Source organism: Xylanibacter oryzae DSM 17970 (assembly GCF_000585355.1).
Lineage (GTDB): Bacteria > Bacteroidota > Bacteroidia > Bacteroidales > Bacteroidaceae > Prevotella > Prevotella oryzae.
On sequence record NZ_KK073873.1, the window covers coordinates 1,018,320 to 1,042,321 of the forward strand.

Consider the following 24,002-nt stretch of genomic DNA (forward strand, 5'->3'; position numbering starts at 1 on the left):
ACCCCTTGATGTTAAGAGCTATACTTTTGCATCTTCAAAGCTAAGCCCTAACAATGCAAAAGCTATTCTTTGACAATGCAATAGATATACTCCGACAAAGTAAAAGCTATACTCTGACAAATAGTATATAAGTCTTATTAGTTATTAGTGACATTTTGGTGGCATTTGGTGGCATATACATTTCACGTAAGTGCCTGATACAGAGGATCTGTGGTATTGTGACAGTGTTTACAAAAAATATATTGCGAAGTTCACTTTGCTATAATTACCTTCTTGATGACCTGAAACCATCTAAATTATCGTATTTGCGTTTCATCATCCTAACATATATATTTTTAAGCCATATTTTATGTATGGCAATAAAAATAATGCCAATTATCAGCATCATAAAATTAGCAGGTATATCTCCAAATAAAGCATGTACAATTGAATAAGAAATTGTTGGAACTAAGAATACTAAAATGTTAACGACCATAGGTATATAGTTACTTTCAATTCCACCTTTAGATATAAGATTATTGTTGAGTGGTATAGTATTTTTGTTGTATACTGCCATCTGAAAGAAAAGAAAATAACATAAACCCGCAGTGAATAACATTATCGAAATCAGCTCAAAAAGAGTTGACTTACCTGTAAAAACTGTTGGAAGAAGTAAAACAAAAGGCAAAACTAGCAATGCTGAATAAAAATAATATTTTGCTGTAAGTAAAGCTAAAATGTTTTCTTTATGTACAAGTAAACCATCTATGTAATTTCCTTCTATTCCCATAATTTTCACAATAAGCATAGCACCTATAATTGAAAAATTATAGAACATCCAAAAGAAAGTCATGCTTGAACCATATGTGCTCGTAAATGATATTATCATGCTGAACATTAAGATAACAGCTATTGCTGAAATAAATGATTTACGCAACTTCTTATTGCGCATAATACTCTTGACTTCTAGCTTAATGAATTCGCCGGTTTGTCCATATCTATCAAAAAAGTTGAAGTTACTTACATTTTTTAATGCTTTCGTTTTTTCCTTTCCGAGTTCTTTCCATGTATATACATATTGCAATCTGCGATTAATTAAAACTAATATAGCAAGTATTAATATAGCACACAAAAATACTATAATAGGGAATGATGTTATATAATTACTTATATGTGAATAGAATAAGCAGAATTTATCTATATTCAATTTGCCTGTTATGTACAGTGGCATATAAATTATTGCATATAAAATAGCCGGCATCCACCACCACCATATGTGATCATTAATAAGTGTACGCGATATAAGATACCATTGACTATTCGCCAATATCATAATATAATATACAAGCAGATAAGCTATTGCCACAAATATACCTTCACTGAATGTAACAGCCATTATTAGGTATGGTATAAGCAAAGCGAACCACACAATGTTTCCCCATGAAAGCAGAGACGATATAACGAAGCAATTTATGCATGAGTACCTGGGTACGGGCAAAAGGACATATGGCTTAACTAATTGGGCCGGTGTCTGCTGGGCGACAAATCTAAAAAGGAAATCTACTAATAGTATAAAAGGCATTATTCCGAAAAGGAGCTCTCCACCTGTAAATGACTTATCGTTATTAGCTGCGTAAGCCAATGATATTGAAATTAATATAAGGTATAAAGATGCAAACGCGCCCATTATATAGAGACCAATTTTAGCAGCCCTATTTTGTGACCAAATAGGGCTACGTCGTTCTGATAGTACTATATTTTTGCGCAATAATCTATACATACCATTTATTATTATCTGAGATCAATGACTTCTGCCTTAGGAAACTCTTTAGAATTAAAGCGAAACATCCCATCACTAAGATTTTTGTTACGAAAATTACTAATAGTAATTGTACTCCATGATTTGCCTTGACGCATTCTTATAACAGATGGTTGAAATGTACCCTTATTTACTGTTATATACATTTCCGGTATAGCACGTGGTGATGATGCTGTTAAATGTACAATATATTTTTCGCCAGAGGTTGTCATAGTATATTTATAACCATTATTGTACATATTGATGAAATTATAGGGATTAATTCTTTGAAGCTGTGCCTCATTAGGATTATTTACATTCACTTCATCGTTTTTCTTTACGTATGTCCATTCTGTCTTTCCGTCAAACCAGATGATGGCTTGAGGTGTGGATGCATGAAACTTTTTGCCCTTGATAGAAATTGTACCACTAACATTGCCGTATTTGTTTCCGGACATTGTGAAATTAGCACTTGCTCCACTACGTGAACCTATTACCTGTGCTGTTTTGTCCAAAACTTGTTTAGCTGTCTGGGCTGATGCTAATCCTGTAAAAGAAAATAGCATAATAATAATCAAATTGTTAATCTTAAAATTCATAATATATTTAATTAACGTCTTATTCCATTCAATAATTGTTCAAGGCTGTTCTCGTCTGTTATCATTACTTCTCTAGGCTTGCTACCTTGTGCAGCACCTACTATACCAGATTTTTCCAACTGGTCCATTAATCTTCCGGCACGGTTGTACCCTATAGAGAATTTTCTCTGTATAAGACTTGTTGATCCCTGCTGATTAAGAACAATAAGCCTTGCTGCCTCTTCGAAGAGAGGGTCTACATGTTGAAGATCCATCATTTCCGTACCTATACCATCTTCGTTAGGCGAATCGGGCTCTGGAAGTTCAAAAGGCGAAGGATATCCTTGTTGCTGAGCGATATACTTATTAATACGATCAACTTCAGGTGTATCGACAAAGGCACACTGCACGCGAACAGGTTCGTTACCACTTAAGAAAAGCATATCACCTCTACCTATAAGTTGATTTGCGCCTGGGCGGTCAAGTATAATTCTTGAGTCCATCATTGAACTTACCTTAAACGCCATACGACCAGGGAAGTTGGCTTTGATATTACCAGTTATTATTGTTGTGGTAGGACGTTGCGTGGCAATTACCATATGTATGCCTACAGCACGAGCCAATTGGGCAATACGAGCTATTGGCATTTCTATTTCCTTACCCGCTGTCATTATCAGATCACCGAACTCATCTATAATAACAACAATATATGGCATAAATTTATGTCCGTGTTCTGGATTCAACTGGCGATTTTTGAATTTCTCGTTATACTCTTCTACCTTACGTACACCGGCTAGTTTAAGAAGGTCATAGCGCTGATCCATTTCTTTGCATAGACTATTCAGAGTCTTTACAACTTTAGTTACATCTGTTATTATTGGTTCATCATCTTCTTCGGGTATTTTTGCAAGAAAATAATTTGCGATTGTACGATATATGCTGAATTCAACTTTCTTTGGGTCAATAAGGACAAACTTCAGTTCAGCAGGATGTTTCTTATATAATAAGGATGTTATAATAGCATTAAGGCCGACAGATTTACCCTGTCCAGTAGCACCAGCAACAAGGAGATGTGGTATTTTTGCTAAATCAACCATGAAAACCTCATTCGAAATTGTTTTACCCAAGGCAATAGGGAGTTTCATGTTTGTTTCTTGGAACTTCTTAGAGTTAAGGATACTTTCCATCGAAACAATGTTTGGTTTGGCATTTGGAACCTCTATACCTATGGTTCCCTTGCCAGGTATTGGAGCTATAATACGTATACCTAGGGCAGAAAGACTTAAAGCAATATCATCTTCAAGATTTCTTATTCTTGATATCCTTATTCCTTCTGCCGGAGTTACCTCATATAATGTTATTGTAGGACCGACTGTTGCACTGATAGTCCGAATTTCAACACCAAAACTTTTAAGAACCTCAACGATACGGTTCTTATTAGCTGTCTGTTCGGCCATATCAATATATGGCTTACCGTCATTCTCATATTTTTTAAGTAAATCAAGGGTGGGGTAATGATAATTTTCCAAATCTCTCTTTGGATCATATTTATCCATCGTTATACCTCCGACAACAATATTATTGTCTGCCTTTTCTTCTTCTTTACCTGTAATAATATTCATTTCTTTGCCGTCTGATATATTTAGTCTTTCACTAGAATGTGACACGGCAGGCTTAACACTTTCATTTTTATCAGACACAGGATTATCCAGAGTTACTATTTCTGCATCTGAGCCAACAAACTCTACTTTTTGAATGGCAGGATCATCAAAGACAGCAGGATCTTCTTCTGTTTTTATATTATTATCAGAATCATCTGTACCTTTTCTCGAATTATTAGTTATAGTAAAACCAACTTTTGTTATATATTTAACCGGATTAAGCATTTTCCTAACAACACTTATTGTTTCGTTTGTGAGATATGTTAGGAAGGCAAGAGCAGTGAATGCCAGCACAGCCGTAATACCAGGCGGGCCTATTAGATTCTCAATACATTGGCATACATACATACCATGATCACCTCCAGGATTAAAAAAACTGTCTACAAAGATAGGTGATATAAATTTTGCCAATGTTATAGAACTCCATATCATAACTATCATTGTACAGAAAAACCATTTCCAGAGATTAACCGAATATGCTCCCATCTTTTTTAAAGATACGAATATCAGGAATATTGGAATAAGAAAAGCGGGGATTCCAAAACATCTCTTAATCAAGAAAAACGCTGTATAGGCACCAATAGATCCACAATAATTCTGGAATTCTCTTGTTGCATTAAGTAACTCGCTTCCTCGAGGATTTTCCAATAGACTCTGATCGGCTGCTCCTGTACTAAAATATGACACAAATGAGCATATCATCAGTATCGAGATAGCTAACAGAATAACTCCGAAAAGGAACACTGCCTTCTCGTTTTGGAACATATTTTTAAAACCTATAGCCTCACTAAACGAGAGAGGTTTGCGTTCGGTTTTTTTCTTTCTCATTTAAAATTCATGTTTTTACGAATGCAAAGATACACATTTAATTTAGATTTTAAATTATATGGCTTAATATTTTATGCCAATTTTTAATATTTCATTGCTTTAATTATATAATGTACGTCTTTGACTGTTTATCATAGGTTCGTGATTAATTTGCACATCAAACGTAATATCTTTTAATATGCACTGATTTTGAGAATTTCACTTTATTCTATATTATAGATTCTAAGTAATAATGGAGGAGTTGCATCTGCAATGGATAATGAAAAATTTGTATAAACTAAACGATATATTGCTTTTTTTTTGTACTTTTGCATCCGACTTATTAAGTCAACTATATTTTTATGGTTCAAACGTAATAGAAAGAGATGAAGAAAACAATATATAATAAGTTTGATAAAAAAGACATCAAATCTCTTCCACGGATTCTTTTCAGTGGAAGAATTATCACTATAATAACTCCCGGAGAGACTGAAAAAGCGGTAGAATATCTAATGTCTCAACCTATTTTGGGGATAGACACAGAAACAAGACCTTCATTTAAAAAAGGCGTAACTTATCAAGTATCTCTGTTACAAGTATCTACAATAGATACATGCTTCCTTTTTAGACTCAACATGATAGGAATGACTCCTGCAATAATAAGATTATTGGAATCTCGAAATGTGCCCAAAATTGGATTATCTCTCAACGATGACGTAATGGCACTGAACAAAAGAGCTAAATTTACACCGGGGGCTTTCTATGATCTGCAGAAACATGTCAAAGAAATAGGTATTGAAGATCTCAGTTTGCAGAAATTATATGCAAATCTCTTCAATGAGAAGATTAGCAAAGCCCAAAGGTTGACAAACTGGGATAGTGAGATTCTAAATGATAAACAAAAACTTTATGCGGCAACAGATGCTTGGGCTTGCATAATGATATATAAAGAGTTACAACGTTTAGAGATTACTGATGATTATGAACTTGTGATTGTACCTGAAGTTGTTAAAGAGACCATAGCTGAATAGAAAAATAAAAAACAATATGTATAAGCAGATATATCTAAAAAGAGGTAAGGAAGAAAGTCTTAATCGTTTTCATCCTTGGATTTTTTCTGGCGCCATACAGCATCTCGATGATGGCATAGAAGAGGGTGAAACAGTACGAGTTATTACTTCAAATGGCAGTTTTATAGCTGTAGGACATTTCCAGCAGGGATCAATAACTGTTCGCGTATTGTCTTTCCATGACATTATAATAGACAATGATTTTTGGTTCTCACGCATAAAATCAGCTTTTGATATGCGCAAGTCTATTGGTGTTGCAGATGATCCTAATAACAATACATACAGACTGATACATGGTGAGGGAGACAATCTTCCTGGTTTGATAATAGATATCTATGGAGAAACTGCAGTAATGCAAGCACACAGTATTGGTATGCATCTATGCAGAAAAGAAGTTGCCGAACAATTAGTTAAAGTTATGGAAGGCAGAATAAAAAATGTATTCTATAAGAGTGAGACAACACTCCCTTTCATGGATCCGGAAAACGGTTTCCTTTATGGTGGCAGTGAAGACAATACAGCAATAGAAAACGGATTAAAATTTCATGTAGACTGGCTAAAAGGTCAGAAAACTGGTTTCTTTGTAGATCAGCGTGAGAATCGCAGTTTGTTAGAACATTATTCAAAAAGGAAATCTGTATTAAACATGTTCTGCTATACAGGTGGATTTTCGTTCTATGCAATGCGTGGAGGTGCAAAATTAGTACATTCAGTTGACAGCAGTGCAAAAGCAATAGACCTTACCAACAAAAATGTAGAACTAAACTTCCCCGGTGATAATCGTCATGAGTCATTTTGTGAGGATGCATTCAAGTTCCTAGATGGAGCACCTGATACTTATGATCTTATAATACTAGATCCACCTGCATTTGCCAAGCATAGATCGTCATTACGAAATGCTCTTAAAGGTTATACCAGACTTAATCTTAAGGCATTTGAGAAAATCAAACATGGAGGCATTCTCTTTACGTTTAGTTGTTCTCAGGTTGTTACAAAAGACAACTTCCGCAATGCTGTTTTCACCGCAGCCGCAATGACTGGCCGCAAGGTTAGAATATTGCATCAGTTACATCAACCGGCCGACCATCCTATAAACATATATCATCCTGAGGGTGAATATCTTAAAGGTCTCGTCTTGTACGTTGAATAGTACAAAAGTCCTTAAAAATAGAAAAAATATTCATAAGTTATTGTATAATAATAGAAAAAGGTGTATTTTTGTCACTTAATCTATTAACATTATAATAACTTATGAAGAAACAAATTATATTTTTTGTGTTCGAATTCTTATCTGTTGTATCCGTAAATGCGCAGATAAATATTGATATTGATCCTTCTCAAAAAGGCATCGAAATCAGTAAAATGCTTAATGGTCTTTTCTTTGAAGACATAAATCATGCAGCTGATGGAGGGCTTTATGCCGAACTAATTAGAAATCGTTCTTTTGAAGATAATGATACAATAGCTGAAAATTGGCGCTCATATGATACTGCTGGTGCAAGCGCTAAGATGGAACTGATAAGCAACAAAATGCTTAATGATAAGCACAAGCACGCATTAGAGGTAAAGTTCGTCGCATCTCCGAAGGCATTGTCGGGAATATCTAATGGGGGATACTGGGGGATAAATGCAGTACAAGGCCGTACATATAAACTTTCATTTTGGGCAAAAGGCAAACTTAAGGGAACTTTAAAAGTCGCTTTAATGGACCAGAATGGTGTTGTTTCTTATGCAGAGGCAGTCATTGATAAGAAAATTTCAAAAAAGTGGGATAAATATACAACTACAATAATATCTAACGGTAACGATAATAATGCGCGCCTTTATATATTAGCAAATGGTTGTGGAACTGTCGATTTTGATGTAGTATCATTATTTCCTCCTACATTTAAAAATAGAGAAAATGGTTGTCGACCTGATTTAGCCCAATTATTGTATAATATTCACCCAAAGTTTATGCGTTTCCCAGGAGGATGCTTCGTTGAGGGACAAGATAATTCTGATAATGCATTTCATTGGGAGAGGACTATTGGGCCTATAGAAGAAAGGCCTGGGCATATTAATCGCAATTGGGGATATCGCACGACAGATGGAATGGGATTTCATGAATTTCTTCAGTTGGCAGAAGATATCAATGCCAAGCCTCTTTATGTTGTGAATATTGGACTTTGGCATGGAGGAATGACCCCAATTGATTCAATTAAACCTTGGATAGATGAGTGTATGAATGCATTGGAATACGCTAACGGCGATGTTTCTACCAAATATGGTAAAATACGTGCTGAAAATGGACATCCGGCTCCATTTAATATCGAATACCTTGAAATTGGGAATGAAAATAACCAGCCTGATCAGAGTATCAAAAGTCAGAGCGATCATTACTACGAAAGATTCAAAAAGTTTAAGGAAGCCGTATTAGCAAAATACCCTAAAATGCATCTTATCGGTAATGTCGCTGCTTGGGGTACAGACGATCCTAAATGGGATAATGCAGAAGCTGCTGAACTTCTTGATGAGCACTATTATAGAAATCCTGCATGGTTTACCAATAATTTTAACAAATATGACTTTTATTCGCGTGGTGGTTCTAAAATTTATTGTGGGGAATACGCTGTCACTCAAGGCTTTGGAAGGGTAGGGAACCTTAATGCTGCTTTAGGAGAAGCTGTTTATATGATGGGAATGGAAAATAATTCAGACGTAGTTGAGATGAACAGTTACGCACCTATATTTGTTAATGAAAATAATGTTGCATGGCAACCTGATATGATAAGGTACAATTCAAGCAAAGTAATGTGCACACCATCATATTATGTGCAGAAATTAATGGCATCAAATATAGGAACAAGAATCGTAAATATCATTAAATCAAACCCTTACAAAAACGTAGAGGTTTTAGAGCCAAAGCCTCAATCATATCAAGTAGGTGTAGGTACATGGGGAACTCAATCATCATTTGATAATCTTAAAGTAGAATCAAGCCAGACTCAATTTAGTGATGCATGCGATAATACATCGGACTTTAAGTCAGTAAATGGTGAATGGAAATCAGATAATGGTGTTTTGATACAGAAATCTAATAAAGAATCTTGTGTTGAGATTCTAGACAGACAGATATCAGGAAGTAAATATACATACACATTAAGGGCAAGAAAAGATGCTGGTAATGAAGGATTTCTAGTTCTTTTTAATTATCAAGATCCTCAAAACTATTGTTGGTTTAATCTTGGTGGTTGGGGAAATACATTAAATGGACTAGAACAAATTGTGAATGGTGGTAAATCTCAAGTAGCTACAGTTCCAGGGAACATAGAAAAAGGGCGATGGTATGATATTAAGATTGAGGTTGATGGTGATAGCGCAAAATGTTACATTGATAAAAATAATATTTTAAATGCAAAATTACGTAAGAACACAAGTCCTGGTGTCTTTTCAAATGCTTCAATAGATGATAATACAGGAGAAATATTTGTAAAAATCGTAAATACAAGTTCTGTAAATACTACTGCAAAGTTGAATATCAAAAACTATGATATAAAGGAAGCAAGAGTAACAAGATTGACATCAACGAGTGGAAATGATGAAAACACATTTGATAATCCAACGAAAGTATATCCAGTTGAAGAAACCTTATCTCCATCAAAAGACAATGTCATACTTGATGTTCCTTCATATTCACTTAATATAATACGAATTGAAAAATAATAAATATGACTCGCAAGAAAAAAAGAAACTTCAGATTAGTGAAGTTTCTTTTTTTGACCTTTAGCAGAATTACTCATAGATTCTTCTGCTGCGTACTTGGCCTCGTGTTTACCTGCTTTAGCCTTTTTGGGCTTTTTGTTTCCAGCTGCTCCCATATTATTAAGTTTTTATTAATATTTTTTCGTGATGCAAAAGTATAACATATGTATGAAACATCCAAATTTTTAAACTAGTTTAAACTAGTACAAATTCAACATAATCAATATTATGATAAATAAGATAAATTATCCCACTTTTCAAGATATTTTCTGCTATTAAATAATTTTAGAACTAATATTCCATAAAGATACTAAATATTTAGTTAAATTACGCCCAAAACGGGCTCATTTGTGTTAAAATGCGCCCTATATATAGAGGGTCTACTCAAATAAGACCAAATTAAGGTAAAATGCTTAAGAGTAATATTAAGATTTAAGGTATTAAAGATGAGACAATTAAAAATTCAGAAGAGTATTACGAACCGTTCGAGCGAGGCTTTGGACAAGTACCTAGTTGAAATTGGACGTGCTCCATTAATTTCTATTGATGAAGAAATTGATTTGGCGCAACAAATTAAAAAAGGCGGCCGCACTGGAGAAAAAGCCAAAGATAAGTTGGTTACTGCGAACTTACGTTTTGTTGTTTCTGTAGCAAAACAATATCAGCACCAGGGGTTGACATTGACAGACTTGATAGATGAAGGTAATATTGGACTAATTAAAGCTGCACAAAAATTCGACGAGACACGTGGTTTTAAATTCATCTCATATGCAGTTTGGTGGATAAGACAGAGTATTCTTCAAGCTATTGCAGAACAGAGTCGTATTGTTCGTCTTCCATTAAATCAGGTTGGTTCACTCAATAAAATTAATCATGAGATCAATAAATTCGAGCAAGAAAACCAGAGGCGTCCTTCTGTATCAGAATTGTCAGATGCAACAAAACTAGATGAAGATAAGATCGGACAGTCTCTAATGGCTGATGGTCATCATGTTTCTATTGATGCACCTTTTCAGGATGGTGAAGATAACTGTATGTTAGATGTTATGGCAGGAGGTGATGATAGCCGTACAGACCGCCAAGTAGACCACGAGTCAATGGCTCAAGAACTTAATTCTGTTCTTTCAAAAGTATTAAAAGATCGTGAGATTACAATAATAAGAGAATGTTTTGGCATTGGTTGTCACGAAAAAGGGCTTGAAGAAATAGGCGACCAATTAGGTCTTACGCGTGAGCGTGTACGCCAAATAAGAGAAAAAAGTATCACAAAGCTACGTGACAGTGGTAATGCAAAAATTCTAGTCAAGTATTTAGGGTAGAAACCGCATAAAAACTTTAAGAAAGCAAACATAGTTACAAAAGACAAGAAACTTCGTTTTTTATTTTGTTCTAGTTTTCGTTTTCACTATCTTTGCATAAATGAAAGAAAACTGGCATCATAAAACATTATATGCGATGCTGGGTATGATTTTTCTCATGCCCAGCATCACTTTTTCTCATGAACGTCCTGACACTGCGTTCATTAGACGTATGTTCAGTTATTCAAAAACAATAAGCAAAAATACAAATGGACTTAAGACAAATATATACCTAAAATATCGTATTCATACCGATAAAAGAAATTTCACATTGTTTTGTGTACCAACAATGTATGAGATTGCAAAAGGTAACCGTGAATATTTTGGTGAAACATACAGTACAATATCATTTAATAAAATAAATGATTATAAAGAACTTGAATATATAAGTACGGGGACTATTCCACATAATAGGAAAACCTTCCCTACTCTTCTAGGATATCTAACACCAAGTATATATGAAAATACATTATTCAAAAATCAAATATTATCTCCATTTGAAAAATCAAATCACAAATATTACAAATATAATGTGACATTTTTATTAAATGGAAAAGTAAAGATAAGTTATAAACCGCGTGTATATAGCACACAATTAGTTCATGGTTGGGCTTTAGCAGATTATTCAACAGGAAGAATCATAACTGCAGAGATAGATGGAGAATATGACATGGTTGCTTTTGCTGTTAATTTAGAGATGGGAAAAGAAGGGATAATGTCTTTACTACCTAAAAAATGTGATCTCCATGTGCAGTTTAAATTTCTTGGAAATAAAATACAGTCTTGGTTAAAATGTTCATTATGTGATCCGATATTACTACCTAGTAACATTTTGGATTCACATAGTCGTAAAACGATGACACTGTTACGTCCGGAACCTCTTACAGAGCATGAAAACAATATATATAGTAATTTTGACTCTATCAATGCTGTAAAAGATAGCACTCAAAGGAATAAAAAGAGTTATACAAAAAAAACTTCTGAAATATGGAATACATTAGGAGAAAACCTTGTAAACAGACTTGGAACTGATTTTGGTGATAATGAAAAAGGCTCTTTTCAAACATCACCGATATTCAACCCTTTATATATGAGTTATTCACAAAGGAAAGGCTTAACATATAGATTTGATGTAAATATAAATTATGATTTCAACAGTAATAGTAATATAGCCTTAAACATAAAAACAGGTTTACTATTAAAACTACGCCAATTCTTCGTTGATTTTCCGCTTAAACTAGGGTACAATAATCGGAAACATGCTTTTACTCAATTTACAGTAGGTACAGGTAATAGAATCACAAATTCCAGTATACTTGATGAAATAAAGCAAGGCAAACCTGACTCTATTAATTTTGACAAGATGAATCTTGATTATTTCAAGGACTTCTATATGAAATTGGAAAACAACTATGACATATCTGATTATTTAACTATTAATGCCGGAATAGTTTTCCACCGCAGGTCAGCTGTAGACAAGTCCGGATTTGAAAAAAATAATCGTCCATCTGTATATAAAGCTTTCGCCCCAGCTTTAAGATTAGTATATCGCCCTTTTAAGTGGAATGGACCTGTCATTACAGCAGACTACGAAAAATGTTTAGATAAACTAATGGGGTCAGACATGAGTTATGAAAGGTGGGAATTTAATGCATCAATGAAGAAAAATTTTAAAAGGATGTGTGTATTGTCAGTAAGGTTTGGTGGTGGCTTTTATACAGCAAAGAGTGATAAAACATACTTTTTAGACTATACTAATTTCAGAGAGAATAATTTAATCGGCGGATGGAATGATGACTGGACAGGCGATTTCCAGTTATTAAATAGTAATTGGTACAATGCGTCAAGTTATTATGTACGAAATAACATAACCTATGAGCGTCCACTGCTTATTGCGACATGGATTCCAATAATAGGCCATTATATAGAAAACGAACGTATATACATGAATACACTATTTGTTAATCATCTTAATCCATATATAGAATATGGATATGGTTTTACTAACAGTTTCTTTTCATTAGGAGCTTTTGTTGGAACCATAAATGGAAAATACGATGGATTCGGATGTCGTTTTACATTTGAATTGTTTAGTAAATGGTAATTAAAGAAAAATATTTATATGCAAAAACCACTAACTGTATACAAAGCAAGTGCTGGAAGCGGAAAGACTTTCACTCTTGCAACAGAATATATTAAACTTTTGATTGAGAACCCACAGAGTTATAGTAAAATACTTGCTGTTACGTTTACAAACAAAGCAACAGAAGAGATGAAAATGCGTATACTTAGTCATTTATATGGCATATGGAAAGATTTGCCAGACTCTAAAGTATACAAGTCTGTAGTAATGAAGTCTTTGGATAATGTATCAGAAAAATATGTGTCGGATCAGGCTGGGAAAGCGCTATCTCTCCTACTCCATAATTTCAATTATTTCCGTGTTGAAACTATTGATTCCTTTTTTCAGTGCGTACTTCGCAACCTTGCAAGAGAATTGGATTTAACGCCAAATTTACGCATTGGACTCAATGATTATCAAGTAGAAGAACAAGCTGTTGATTCTATTCTTGAAAATTTAGATAATAGTAGCGAAATGCTACAATGGTTATTTTCTTATATAATGGAAAATATATCTGATGATAAGACATGGAATGTTATTTGGCAAATAAAAAAATTCGGAAAGACTATATTTAGAGATTATTATAAAGATGAAAGTAAGAATCTAAACATAAGACTCTCTGATAAAAATTTTCTAGACAACTATATTCGTCAGATAAGAGAAATAAGAGATAAAGCTAAAGACACTATGACAATGTATGCAGAGTCATTCTTTGATGCTTTAGATAATGAGGGACTTAAAGTGGAAAATCTTAAGGGAGGTTCTCGTGGCATTTCGAGTTACTTCAATAAACTAAAAAGTGACGATTTTAGCGACGATAAATGTATTAATGTAACGATGGCTGCTCATTTGGAGAATCCTGCTAATTGGATTAAAAAGAGCACTAAGGATGGCCGTAATATTCTCAACATTGTGGAATCTACTCTATATCCTGTATTGAAATGTGCAGAAAATGTTCGTTCTGAACAATGGAAGCTTTACAAGTCAGCTTCGGCCACATTACGACACATAAGTCAACTTAGGCTTTTGAATGTTATAGAAAAGAAGGTTAGAGAAATAAACGATGAAGCCGGTCGATTTTTGTTAAGTGACACCCAACAGTTATTACATGAACTAATTGATGATAGTGATTCTCCTTTTATATTTGAGAAAATAGGTGCAAAGCTTGAACATATAATGATTGATGAATTTCAGGATACGAGCATTGTGCAGTGGCAAAACTTTAAAATATTATTATATGAATGTATGAGTCATGACAATAAGAACCTTATCGTAGGCGATGTAAAACAAAGTATATATCGATGGCGTTCTGGTGATTGGCGATTACTAAATAATATAGATAAACAGTTTAACGGTAAACAGTTGGACGTACTAAGTCTATCTACAAATTATCGTTCTCAACGCAATATAATACAATTTAACAACTATTTCTTTGGGTCTGCAACGGCTATACAATGTCGTGAATTATCTGAAAAAGGAAATACAAAGGAAGCTGAGCAACTAGAACGGGCTTATTCTGATGTAATTCAATCTATACCTGATAATAAGGCGATTGCAGGACTTGTTAGGATAACTATGTTGTCTACAGATAATTATGAAGATAAAATGCTTTGTGAGACACTTGATACAATCAAATATTTAATAAGCAAAGATATTGATGCTTCAAAGATAGCTGTTCTTTTAAGGAAAAATGGGAATATTGTAAAGACTGCAAATTACTTATCTGAACATTTAGAAGGAGTTAAGATTGTTTCTGATGAAGCTTTTCGCCTAGATGCTTCTATTTCTGTATTGATTCTTGTTCAATCATTGCAGTTACTTGCACATCCAGAAGATCGCTTAGCAAAGTCATTTTTAGTTAAAGCTTTCCAAAAACAGATATTGTGTAATGAGCTATCTGACAATGAGATATTTGTATCTGATAAAGCGATGGGTGAATTATTGCCGGAGTCTTTTATACTTAATTTTGAAAAACTCAAAACCATTTCGTTATACGACCTTGTAGAGCAATTATATAAAATATTCTCTTTAGACAAATTGCCTGGACAGAGCGCATATATCTGTACCTTTTTCGACCAAATAAGTTCTTTTGTATCTGAAAGTAGTACAGATATTGATGATTTTCTAGAAGAATGGAATAATTCCATCTGTTCAAAAACAATACAAAGTGATGAATTGGACGGTATACGTTTAATTACAATACACAAAAGCAAAGGACTTGAGTATGATAATGTAATAGTGCCTTTTTGCGACTGGAACCTTGATAGCAGAGATACAATATGGTGTGAACCAAATATAGAACCATTCTCACAACTCCCTATTGTCCCCATTGATTGTAGTGCAAAAAACATGGTGGGTACTATATATGAAAAAGATTATATTAACGAAAGCCTTCAAAACACTGTAGACAATCTAAATTTATTATATGTAGCTTTCACAAGAGCTAAAAACAATCTTTTCGTAATTGGTAAAAAAGATACATATGCTAATAATCGTTCTCAACTTATTCAAGCCACTTTAGAAAGTCTAATTAATAGTATGCCTGGTTGTACCATTAAAAATAATTATAATGGTGATAATCTATTGTTTGAATACGGTTCTATATGTATAAAAGAAATGATAGTTGGCAATACTTCAAAAAATGTTTTTTTGCAAGAAACCAAACCAGAAAGTATAGAAATTAAGTCATTTGATAATCCTGTCGGATTCAGACAAAGTAATAAAAGTATTGAATTTATCGAAAATGAAGAAGATGATGAAGAATTTTCACAAAACAATTATATTCAGATAGGTAATATTCTACACCATTTATTTTCAACAATACGAAATATTAATGATATAGATCCAGTGCTTCATCAATTTCAATCAGAAGGTTTGCTTTACGATGAGAGTATTACAAAAGACAAATTATCTAAAATGATAGGTCTTAGACTTAAAGATAAACGTGTAGAAGATTGGTTCTCGCCACACTGGACTGTTTTTAATGAATGTTCTATAATAAGTGTGGATAAAGAAACCAACGAAATAATTGAAAAACGTCCAGATAGAGTAATAACAGATGGTAAACAGATTATTGTGATTGATTTCAAGTTCGGTAAACAGAATTATAAATACCAATATCAAGTAAAAGAATATATGAATCTTCTTGTTGGCATGGGATACAAAAGTATCAAAGGATATATTTGGTACGTATATAGTAATCAAATAAACGAAATAGAGTTATGAAAAAAACATTTTTGCAATATACAGCTGAAAGTCTTTTAGAAAAATTCAATTGCGATTTGTCTGGGGTAACAGTAGTTTTTCCAAACAAGAGAGCCTCACTATTCTTTAATGAATATTTAGCGAGAGCCGCTAAACGCCCTATTTGGAGCCCATCTTATATTACTATCAGTGAACTATTTCGTCAACATTCTAAACTTACGGTTGGCGACCCTATTAAATTAATTTGTGATTTACACAAGAGCTTTGTACGCCAAACAGGAATTGATGAAACTTTAGATAGATTCTATGGCTGGGGTCAATTACTTTTGGCTGATTTTGATGATATAGATAAAAATATGGCCGATGCCGACAAGGTCTTCCAGAATCTATCTGATTATCATAATTTCGATAATATTGATTATCTTAGTGATGAACAGATAAAAGTCCTCCATAAATTTTTCGAAAACTTTGATGAGACACACAATAGCAAACTAAAAGATAAGTTTTTAAAATTATGGAGCAGATTGAGGAACATTTATGAAGACTATAATTTACAATTAACTAATCAAGGAATTGCATATGAAGGTGCATTGTATCGTAAGGTAGTACAAGACAACACGACAGATTTTGACTGTCGCTGTTATGTCTTTGTTGGTTTCAATGTCCTCCAAAAGGTTGAAACTATGCTATTTGATCATCTTATAAAAGAAAAAAAGGCTTTGTTCTATTGGGATTTCGACAAATATTATCTTAATGACAAAAGTGAAGCAGGACATTACGTTAAACAATACTTAAAGAGATATCCAAATGAATTAGATTATGATGACGATAATATTTATAATAATTTCTCAAACAAAAAAGATATAACTTATATTAGCGTACCAACAGAAAATATACAGGCACGTTATATTACAAAATGGCTACGTTCAAATAATCGCATTGAAGCAGGACGTAATACAGCTATAGTACTTTGTGATGAAAGCCTTTTACAGGGCGTAATTCATTGTTTACCACCCGAAGCTGATAAAGTTAATATAACTATAGGATACCCGTTGTCTCAGTCTCCTGTATATTCATTCGTATGTAAATTAATAAAATTACAGACTTCTGGCTACTCTAACAATGATGGTAGGTTCCGCCTTAATTATGTAAAATCATTACTTAAACATCCTTATGCTAATTATGTTTCAGAGAACTGTACTACTTTATTAAATAGCATAAACGAGAATAAAATATCGTATTTATATTTAAGTCAATTATGTATTGATGAAAATTTCACAATGCTATTTGGAATGTCACATGAGAAAGGAACTACACGTGAATTTCTTTGCGAATTATCGCACTGGATACTGATTGTTCTAAAACACATAGCAAAACAAAAAGTAGACAATGCACTATTATTTCAAGAATCTGTATTCCGTACATATACGATTATTAACAGATTGGTAAACCTTATTGAGAGTGATGACTTGGATGTAGATATAAACACATATGAGAGACTCTTGGGACAGATAATCAGCTCAAGCAACATTCCATTCCACGGAGAACCAGCCATTGGAGTTCAGATAATGGGTTTATTGGAAACTCGAAATTTAGATTTTGATCACGTTCTGTTAATATCATGTAATGAGGGCAATATGCCTAAAGGTGTAAATGACTCATCTTTCATACCATATAGCATACGAAAATCTTATGGACTAACTGTAATAGACAATAAAGTAGCTATCTATGCATATTATTTTCATCGCCTTCTACAAAGAGCTGATGATATTACAATTACTTATAATAACTCTACTGAAAATGGAAAAACAGGAGAGATGAGTCGTTTCATGCTTCAAATGATGGTTGAAGGTAATCATAATATATTATATAAGACCCTACGTACAGGACAGTCTAACATTAAAAGAAATGTTGACAATATAGAAAAGACAGACGCTGTATACAAAATATTATGCGACCGCTTTTCTGGCGACAATCTGCTTACACCAACAGCTATCAATAAATATATGAGATGTCAATTGCAATTTTATTATAACTACATTGCGGGTATAAAAGAACCTGAAGAAAATGATGAAGATAAGATTGACAATAGAATTTTTGGAAATATATTTCATGATTCAGTGGAGTATATCTATAAAAGATTGCAAATTAATAATGGTGAAGTAAGAAAAGGTGATATAGAAGCTTTGCTGAAGAATAAATTTGAGATAGAGATAATTGTTGATAAGATATTTGCTAAAGATTTGTTTAATGCAAAAGACAATAGTACTTTTAAGCCTCAATATAATGGCATACAATTAATCAACCGTGAAGTGATTATTAAGTACATAAATCAATTGTTGGAAATAGATATGAAATTAGCTCCATTTACAATATTAGGAGTAGAAAAGGAAGTGAAAAAAGATATGAGTATAGGTAATTTAAATATTAAGATTGGGGGGCGTATTGATAGATTAGACATAATTAGAGACGATGAGGGAGAGCGTATAAGGGTTGTGGATTATAAGACTGGCTCGTATTTGCCATATCCACTAAAAGGAGTTGATGAAATTTTTGACCCAAAAAAGATACAAAATCATAATGATTATTACTTACAGACATTTCTTTATTCATTGTTGGTTCATGATTCGCAGGAGTATAATACAGAAGATCTACCTGTTAGTCCTGCGCTGCTCTATATACAGCATTCTGGAGTTCAGAATTATGACCCTACCCTATGCTTTGGAAAAGAAAAAATAGTCAATGTAGCTAGCTATAGAAACAGTTATATGACAAATTTACTCCATGTAATAAATAAAATATTTGATAAATCAGACATGTTTGAGCCTACTAATGATGAAAATATTTGTTCTACGTGTCCTTATGCTAATATGTGTGGAATTTAGACAGGCTCAAAAAACGGTATATTTATTTTGAATATTCTGAAACTTACATTAACTTTGCACACTTAAACAGATAGGACAAACAATATGAGTGATTTCATCGAGATAAAAGGTGCTCGCGTCAATAATCTTAAGAATATTGATGTTAACATTCCTCGTAATAAATTTATTGCTATAGCTGGAGTTAGCGGTTCCGGAAAATCATCGCTGGCATTTGACACTCTTTATGCTGAAGGGCAGAGACGATATGTTGAAAGTCTATCATCTTACGCTCGGCAATTTCTAGGTCGAATGAGTAAACCAGAATGCGACTTCATTAAAGGCATACCACCTGCTATAGCTATAGAACAGAAAGTAAATAGTCGCAATCCACGCTCTACAGTTGGTACCTCTACGGAAATATATGAATATCTCCGCTTGCTGTATTCACGTATCGGTCGTACTTATTCACCTATAAGTGGAGAAGAAGTTAAGAAACACTCTACAGAAGATATAGTACAGTGCATGCTGAAATATTCGAAAGGAACTAAATTTGTAGTACTAACACCTCTGAAAATTCCCGAAGGTCGTACACTTGAAAAACAGTTAGAGATGGATCTTCAAGAGGGGTATAGTAGAATTTGGCACAAAGAAGACTTTATAAGAATAGATGATTTCATCGAAAATAAAGAGAACCTGAAAATACCTGTATCAGAACTTTTGCTTGTAATAGACAGGTTATCAGTTGATGACAGCAAAGATTCAATAGCAAGATTGGTTGATTCTGTCGAAACAGCTTTTTACGAAGGAGATGGCGAGTGTGTCATCATATTTTTACCTTCTATGATAAGGTATGAATTCTCGATGAAATTTGAAGCTGATGGCATTAAATTCGAAGAGCCAAACGATAATATGTTTTCTTTTAATTCGCCAATTGGGGCATGTCCTAATTGTGAAGGATTTGGAAAAGTAATTGGTATAGATGAAAAATTAGTAATACCTAACACAGCGTTGAGTGTATATGATGGTTGTGTTCTGTGTTGGCATGGAGATGTTATGTCATCTTGGAAAAATGAATTTATACGAAGAGCTAAGCAGTATGATTTCCCTATATTTAAGCCATATTACGAGCTCACCCATCAAGAGAAAGAGTGGTTATGGCATGGTCTGCCTTGCGATAAAGATAAAGATATTAAAGAAAGATTCTGCATAGATAGCTTCTTTAGTATGATAAAAGAAAATCAATATAAAATACAATACCGTGTTATGTTGAGCCGTTACAGGGGCAAAACGGTATGCCCAATATGTCATGGTACACGTTTACGAAAAGAGGCAAGTTATGTTAAAATATGCGGTCGTAATATATCAGATTTGGTTGAGATGCCAATAATCCAACTGGCAGATTGGTTTAACAAGATTGAACTAGATGAGCATGATAAAAATATAAGCAAGCGTTTGTTGCTTGAAATAAAGAGTCGCTTACATTTTCTAATAGAAGTTGGTTTAGGATATCTTACTCTCAATAGAACATCTAATACACTTAGTGGTGGTGAAAGTCAACGTATAAATCTTACAACATCACTTGGAAGTAGTCTGGTTGGCTCTCTATATATTCTTGATGAACCAAGTATTGGATTACATAGTCGTGATACATTTAGATTGATAAATGTCTTAAAGGAACTTCAATCTATTGGAAATACAGTAGTTGTTGTTGAGCATGACGAAGATTTGTTACGCGCAGCTGACTATCTTATAGATATAGGCCCAGATGCTGGTCGTCTTGGTGGTAAGGTCGTATTTGAAGGTAATGCTTCAGAAATAAACAAAGATGCTATTATCAAATATCCTGAAAGTTATACTGTAAAATATCTTACAGGAGAAGAGACCATACCAATACCTGCAAGTCGTAGAAGATGGAATAGATCAATAAATATATTAGGTGCCAGGATGAATAACCTTAGAGGAATAAATGTAAAGATACCTCTCAATGTTTTAAATGTTATCTCAGGAGTTAGTGGTTCTGGAAAATCAAGTCTCATCAAAGGTATACTTTATCCTGCACTTAAGCGACGAATAAACGAAGTGGCTGAAGCTCCGGGAGAATATCAAGATTTAACAGGTGACATAGAAATGATTAAACATGTTGAATTTGTTGACCAAAATCCTATAGGAAAGAGCACCCGTTCAAATCCAGCTACATATGTTAAGGCTTATGATGAAATACGTAAACTATTTGCAGATCAACCACTTTCTCAACAAATGGGATTCACTCCGCAATATTTCTCATTTAATATTGAAGGTGGAAGATGTGAAGAATGCAAGGGTGCTGGTGAAATAACTGTAGAGATGCAATTTATGGCCGATATTGTATTAGAATGTGATTCTTGCCACGGACAGAGATTCAAAAAAGATATATTGGAAGTCAAATATGAAGGCAAAAATATTAATGATATTCTTAATATGACCGTTTCAGAAGCTATAGACTTTTTCTCTACCAACAATCAAAAGACAATAGTTCAGCGTTTGAGTTCTCTTGAAAAAGTTGGATTGGGGTATATAAAGTTAGGACAAAACTCTTCAACGCTATCTGGTGGTGAAAACCAACGCGTAAAGTTAGCTTATTTTATTGGACAAGAAAGAACAGAACATACCATGTTTATTTTTGATGAACCTACAACTGGACTTCATTTTCACGATATTAAGAAATTACTTAGTGCTTTTGATGCTCTCATCGAACGAGGCCATTCAATCATCGTAATAGAGCATAATATGGACATTATCAAATGTGCTGATTATATTTTAGATCTTGGACCAGATGGAGGTGATAAGGGAGGTAATCTTGTTGCAGCAGGTACACCTGAAGAGATAATAAAATGCAACGACTCAATTACAGGCAAATACCTTAAAGAAAAATTATTGCAATAAAAAAAATATCCGCCAAATAGGGCGGATATTTTTTTATAAAATCATTATATTAAAGACTAAGTGATTTTTTAATTGCAACTATTTTTTCATCTGCTTCCTTGTTGCATCGTTCATAGCAACCAGAACATTTCATATTTCCTTTAATTTCAATATAGAACTTTATTTTTGGTTCAGTTCCTGAAGGGCGAACACTTACCTTTGTATCATCATCACAGAACCACTGAAGTACATTACTTGTGCTAGGCATATCAAGTTTAGTTAAATTTCCATGAGAGTCTTTACATTCAAGAGTTTTATAATCTTTCCACATTACGACTTTGCTTTCTCCAAGTTTCTTAGGAGGATTATCACGGAAATTAGTCATCATCTGTTTAATTTCGTCAGCACCGGTCTTACCTGGCTTAACCACATTGACGGTGAACTCCTTTGAGAAGCCATATTCTAGATAAATTTCCATTATGACATCATAAAGGGTCTTCCCATTATCTTTTGCCCAAGCACAAATCTCTGCTAGCAAAGAACATGCAGAAACAGAATCCTTGTCACGAACAAAATCTTCTGCAAGGAAACCGTAGCTTTCTTCACCTCCACCAATATACTGCTGCTTACCTTCTGAAATTAATATTTCATGTGCAATCCATTTAAATCCTGTATAACAGTCTCGCATCTCTATATGGTTCTTGTCTGCTATTTTCTTGATAACCTCAGTAGTAACAATAGTTTTAACAATGAAATCGTTAGGTTTCATCTTACCTGTCTTTATACGGTTTGTAATAATGTAATATAAAAACAGAAGACATGTTTGATTACCATTAACTAATATCCATTCACCTTTATCATTTTTGCAAGCCATACCTACGCGATCTGCATCTGGATCTGACGCCATAACGATATCTGCATCTAATTCTTTTGCGTCACGAAGTGCCAATGTAAGTGCTTCACCATTTTCTGGATTAGGACTTTGTACGGAAGAGAAATTACCATCCTTTACCATCTGCTCTTTCACACAATGCACATTCTCGAATCCCCATAATTTGAGACTACGCGGTATTAACATCATGCCAGTACCGTGTAAAGGTGTATAAACAATTTTAATGTCTTTTTGACGTTTTATTGCCTCTGGGTCAATAGATAGTTCATGTACTTTTTCCAGATAGATTTTATCTACTTCATCTCCGATAATTTCAATCAGTTCTTTATTTCCATTAAACTTAACGTCTTCTACTCTTACTTTATTAACTTCTTTGATAATTCCCTCATCATGAGGAGCTAATACTTGAGCCCCATCTTCCCAATAAGCTTTATAACCATTGTACTCTTTAGGATTATGGCTAGCTGTAATATTTACGCCACTCTGACATCCAAAATGGCGTATAGCAAACGAGCACTCTGGCGTAGGGCGCATATCGTCAAAAAGGTATACCATAATACCATTTGCAGAGAATATATTGGCTACTGTTTCAGCAAATAGTCTACTATTATTACGGCAATCATGACATACAACTACCGATATTTGTTTTAAACCCTTAAAGTTCTTCTTAAGATAATTTGCAAGTCCCTGAGTGGCCATACCTACCGTATATATATTCATACGATTAGACCCTGCGCCCATTATACCTCGCAGTCCACCTGTTCCGAATTCCAAATCTTTATAAAAACTTTCTATCAGTTCATCTTTATTACTATTTTCAATTAGTTTTTTTACTTGATTTTTAGTATCATCATCAAATGCAGGCGAAAGCCATTTCTTCGCCTTTGCCTCACACTGGGCTATAAGTTCTGTATTATTTTCCATAATAAACAATAGTTAGTATAATTATTTTGAAAGCAAAGATAATAATTTAAATTGAAATAAAACATTATGGGTATATTAATTTGTTATTTTTAGCATTGAT

General features: G+C 33.7%; 13 protein-coding genes. 8 read left to right on the forward strand and 5 right to left on the reverse strand.

The genetic code is table 11. The features are described from left to right. Positions 1-265 precede the first annotated feature (265 nt). From XYLOR_RS04255 to XYLOR_RS04265, 3 genes are read right to left on the reverse strand one after another with little or no spacing between them, the layout of a single operon-like run. Positions 266-1,759, reverse strand: a complete 1,494-nt coding sequence (locus XYLOR_RS04255) for a DUF5687 family protein (protein WP_154655661.1) — start codon at positions 1,757-1,759, stop codon at positions 266-268. An 11-nt stretch (positions 1,760-1,770) separates the two neighbouring features. After that, positions 1,771-2,376, reverse strand: coding sequence for an outer membrane lipoprotein periplasmic chaperone LolA1 (gene lolA1 / locus XYLOR_RS04260; RefSeq protein ID WP_036877262.1), 606 nt, complete (start codon positions 2,374-2,376; stop codon positions 1,771-1,773). Between the two features lie 11 nt (positions 2,377-2,387). Next, positions 2,388-4,844, reverse strand: a complete 2,457-nt coding sequence (locus XYLOR_RS04265) for an FtsK/SpoIIIE family DNA translocase (RefSeq protein ID WP_036877265.1) — start codon at positions 4,842-4,844, stop codon at positions 2,388-2,390. Between the two features lie 365 nt (positions 4,845-5,209). On the opposite strand from XYLOR_RS04265, the gene XYLOR_RS04270 reads away from it, so the two are divergent. The 3 genes from XYLOR_RS04270 (at position 5,210) to XYLOR_RS04280 (ending at position 9,598) form a co-directional block, all read left to right on the forward strand. Then, positions 5,210-5,854 carry a 3'-5' exonuclease gene (locus XYLOR_RS04270; RefSeq protein WP_036877267.1) on the forward strand — a complete coding sequence of 215 codons (645 nt, stop codon included), beginning with the start codon at positions 5,210-5,212 and terminating at the stop codon, positions 5,852-5,854. A 16-nt stretch (positions 5,855-5,870) separates the two neighbouring features. Further along, complete coding sequence (locus XYLOR_RS04275; protein ID WP_036877270.1) at positions 5,871-7,043, forward strand: class I SAM-dependent rRNA methyltransferase; 1,173 nt, start codon at positions 5,871-5,873, stop codon at positions 7,041-7,043. A gap of 101 nt (positions 7,044-7,144) precedes the next feature. Then, positions 7,145-9,598, forward strand: coding sequence for an alpha-L-arabinofuranosidase family protein (locus tag XYLOR_RS04280; protein WP_036877272.1), 2,454 nt, complete (start codon positions 7,145-7,147; stop codon positions 9,596-9,598). A gap of 35 nt (positions 9,599-9,633) precedes the next feature. On the opposite strand, the gene XYLOR_RS13770 is transcribed toward XYLOR_RS04280, so the two are convergent. Beyond that, complete coding sequence (locus XYLOR_RS13770) at positions 9,634-9,753, reverse strand: RNA-binding protein (protein WP_154655662.1); 120 nt, start codon at positions 9,751-9,753, stop codon at positions 9,634-9,636. Positions 9,754-10,083: 330 nt separating this feature from the next. Between XYLOR_RS13770 and XYLOR_RS04285 the strand changes: the two genes are divergently transcribed. The 5 genes from XYLOR_RS04285 (at position 10,084) to uvrA (ending at position 22,107) form a co-directional block, all read left to right on the forward strand. Next, positions 10,084-10,956 (forward strand): sigma-70 family RNA polymerase sigma factor, encoded by an 873-nt coding sequence (locus XYLOR_RS04285; protein ID WP_036877274.1) that lies wholly within the window; start codon positions 10,084-10,086, stop codon positions 10,954-10,956. A gap of 100 nt (positions 10,957-11,056) precedes the next feature. Continuing rightward, the gene (locus tag XYLOR_RS04290) at positions 11,057-13,099 is read left to right on the forward strand and encodes a DUF5686 family C-terminal domain-containing protein (protein ID WP_051508862.1); all 2,043 of its coding nucleotides are present in this window, start codon (positions 11,057-11,059) and stop codon (positions 13,097-13,099) included. Between the two features lie 18 nt (positions 13,100-13,117). Then, positions 13,118-16,342: a UvrD-helicase domain-containing protein gene (locus tag XYLOR_RS04295; protein WP_036877276.1), complete on the forward strand. Its 3,225-nt coding sequence runs from the start codon at positions 13,118-13,120 to the stop codon at positions 16,340-16,342. After that, positions 16,339-19,206, forward strand: coding sequence for a PD-(D/E)XK nuclease family protein (locus tag XYLOR_RS04300; RefSeq protein ID WP_036877279.1), 2,868 nt, complete (start codon positions 16,339-16,341; stop codon positions 19,204-19,206). The genes XYLOR_RS04295 and XYLOR_RS04300 overlap by 4 nt, the downstream gene beginning before the upstream one ends. Positions 19,207-19,290: 84 nt before the next feature. Then, on the forward strand, positions 19,291-22,107 hold the full coding sequence (gene uvrA / locus XYLOR_RS04305; RefSeq protein WP_036877282.1) for an excinuclease ABC subunit UvrA: 2,817 nt from the start codon (positions 19,291-19,293) through the stop codon (positions 22,105-22,107). Between the two features lie 49 nt (positions 22,108-22,156). Here the strand turns inward: uvrA and XYLOR_RS04310 are convergent, their stop codons facing one another. After that, positions 22,157-23,902 (reverse strand): phospho-sugar mutase, encoded by a 1,746-nt coding sequence (locus XYLOR_RS04310; protein ID WP_036877286.1) that lies wholly within the window; start codon positions 23,900-23,902, stop codon positions 22,157-22,159. Positions 23,903-24,002 lie beyond the last annotated feature (100 nt).

Excerpts from the sequence above, each read along its gene's own strand:
- XYLOR_RS04255 (WP_154655661.1), bottom strand. The coding sequence starts at position 1,759 with ATGTATAGATTATTGCGCAAAAATATAGTACTATCAGAACGACGTAGC.
- lolA1 (WP_036877262.1), bottom strand. The coding sequence starts at position 2,376 with ATGAATTTTAAGATTAACAATTTGATTATTATTATGCTATTTTCTTTT.
- XYLOR_RS04265 (WP_036877265.1), bottom strand. The coding sequence starts at position 4,844 with ATGAGAAAGAAAAAAACCGAACGCAAACCTCTCTCGTTTAGTGAGGCT.
- XYLOR_RS04270 (WP_036877267.1), top strand. The coding sequence starts at position 5,210 with ATGAAGAAAACAATATATAATAAGTTTGATAAAAAAGACATCAAATCT.
- XYLOR_RS04275 (WP_036877270.1), top strand. The coding sequence starts at position 5,871 with ATGTATAAGCAGATATATCTAAAAAGAGGTAAGGAAGAAAGTCTTAAT.
- XYLOR_RS04280 (WP_036877272.1), top strand. The coding sequence starts at position 7,145 with ATGAAGAAACAAATTATATTTTTTGTGTTCGAATTCTTATCTGTTGTA.
- XYLOR_RS13770 (WP_154655662.1), bottom strand. The coding sequence starts at position 9,753 with ATGGGAGCAGCTGGAAACAAAAAGCCCAAAAAGGCTAAAGCAGGTAAA.
- XYLOR_RS04285 (WP_036877274.1), top strand. The coding sequence starts at position 10,084 with ATGAGACAATTAAAAATTCAGAAGAGTATTACGAACCGTTCGAGCGAG.
- XYLOR_RS04290 (WP_051508862.1), top strand. The coding sequence starts at position 11,057 with ATGAAAGAAAACTGGCATCATAAAACATTATATGCGATGCTGGGTATG.
- XYLOR_RS04295 (WP_036877276.1), top strand. The coding sequence starts at position 13,118 with ATGCAAAAACCACTAACTGTATACAAAGCAAGTGCTGGAAGCGGAAAG.
- XYLOR_RS04300 (WP_036877279.1), top strand. The coding sequence starts at position 16,339 with ATGAAAAAAACATTTTTGCAATATACAGCTGAAAGTCTTTTAGAAAAA.
- uvrA (WP_036877282.1), top strand. The coding sequence starts at position 19,291 with ATGAGTGATTTCATCGAGATAAAAGGTGCTCGCGTCAATAATCTTAAG.
- XYLOR_RS04310 (WP_036877286.1), bottom strand. The coding sequence starts at position 23,902 with ATGGAAAATAATACAGAACTTATAGCCCAGTGTGAGGCAAAGGCGAAG.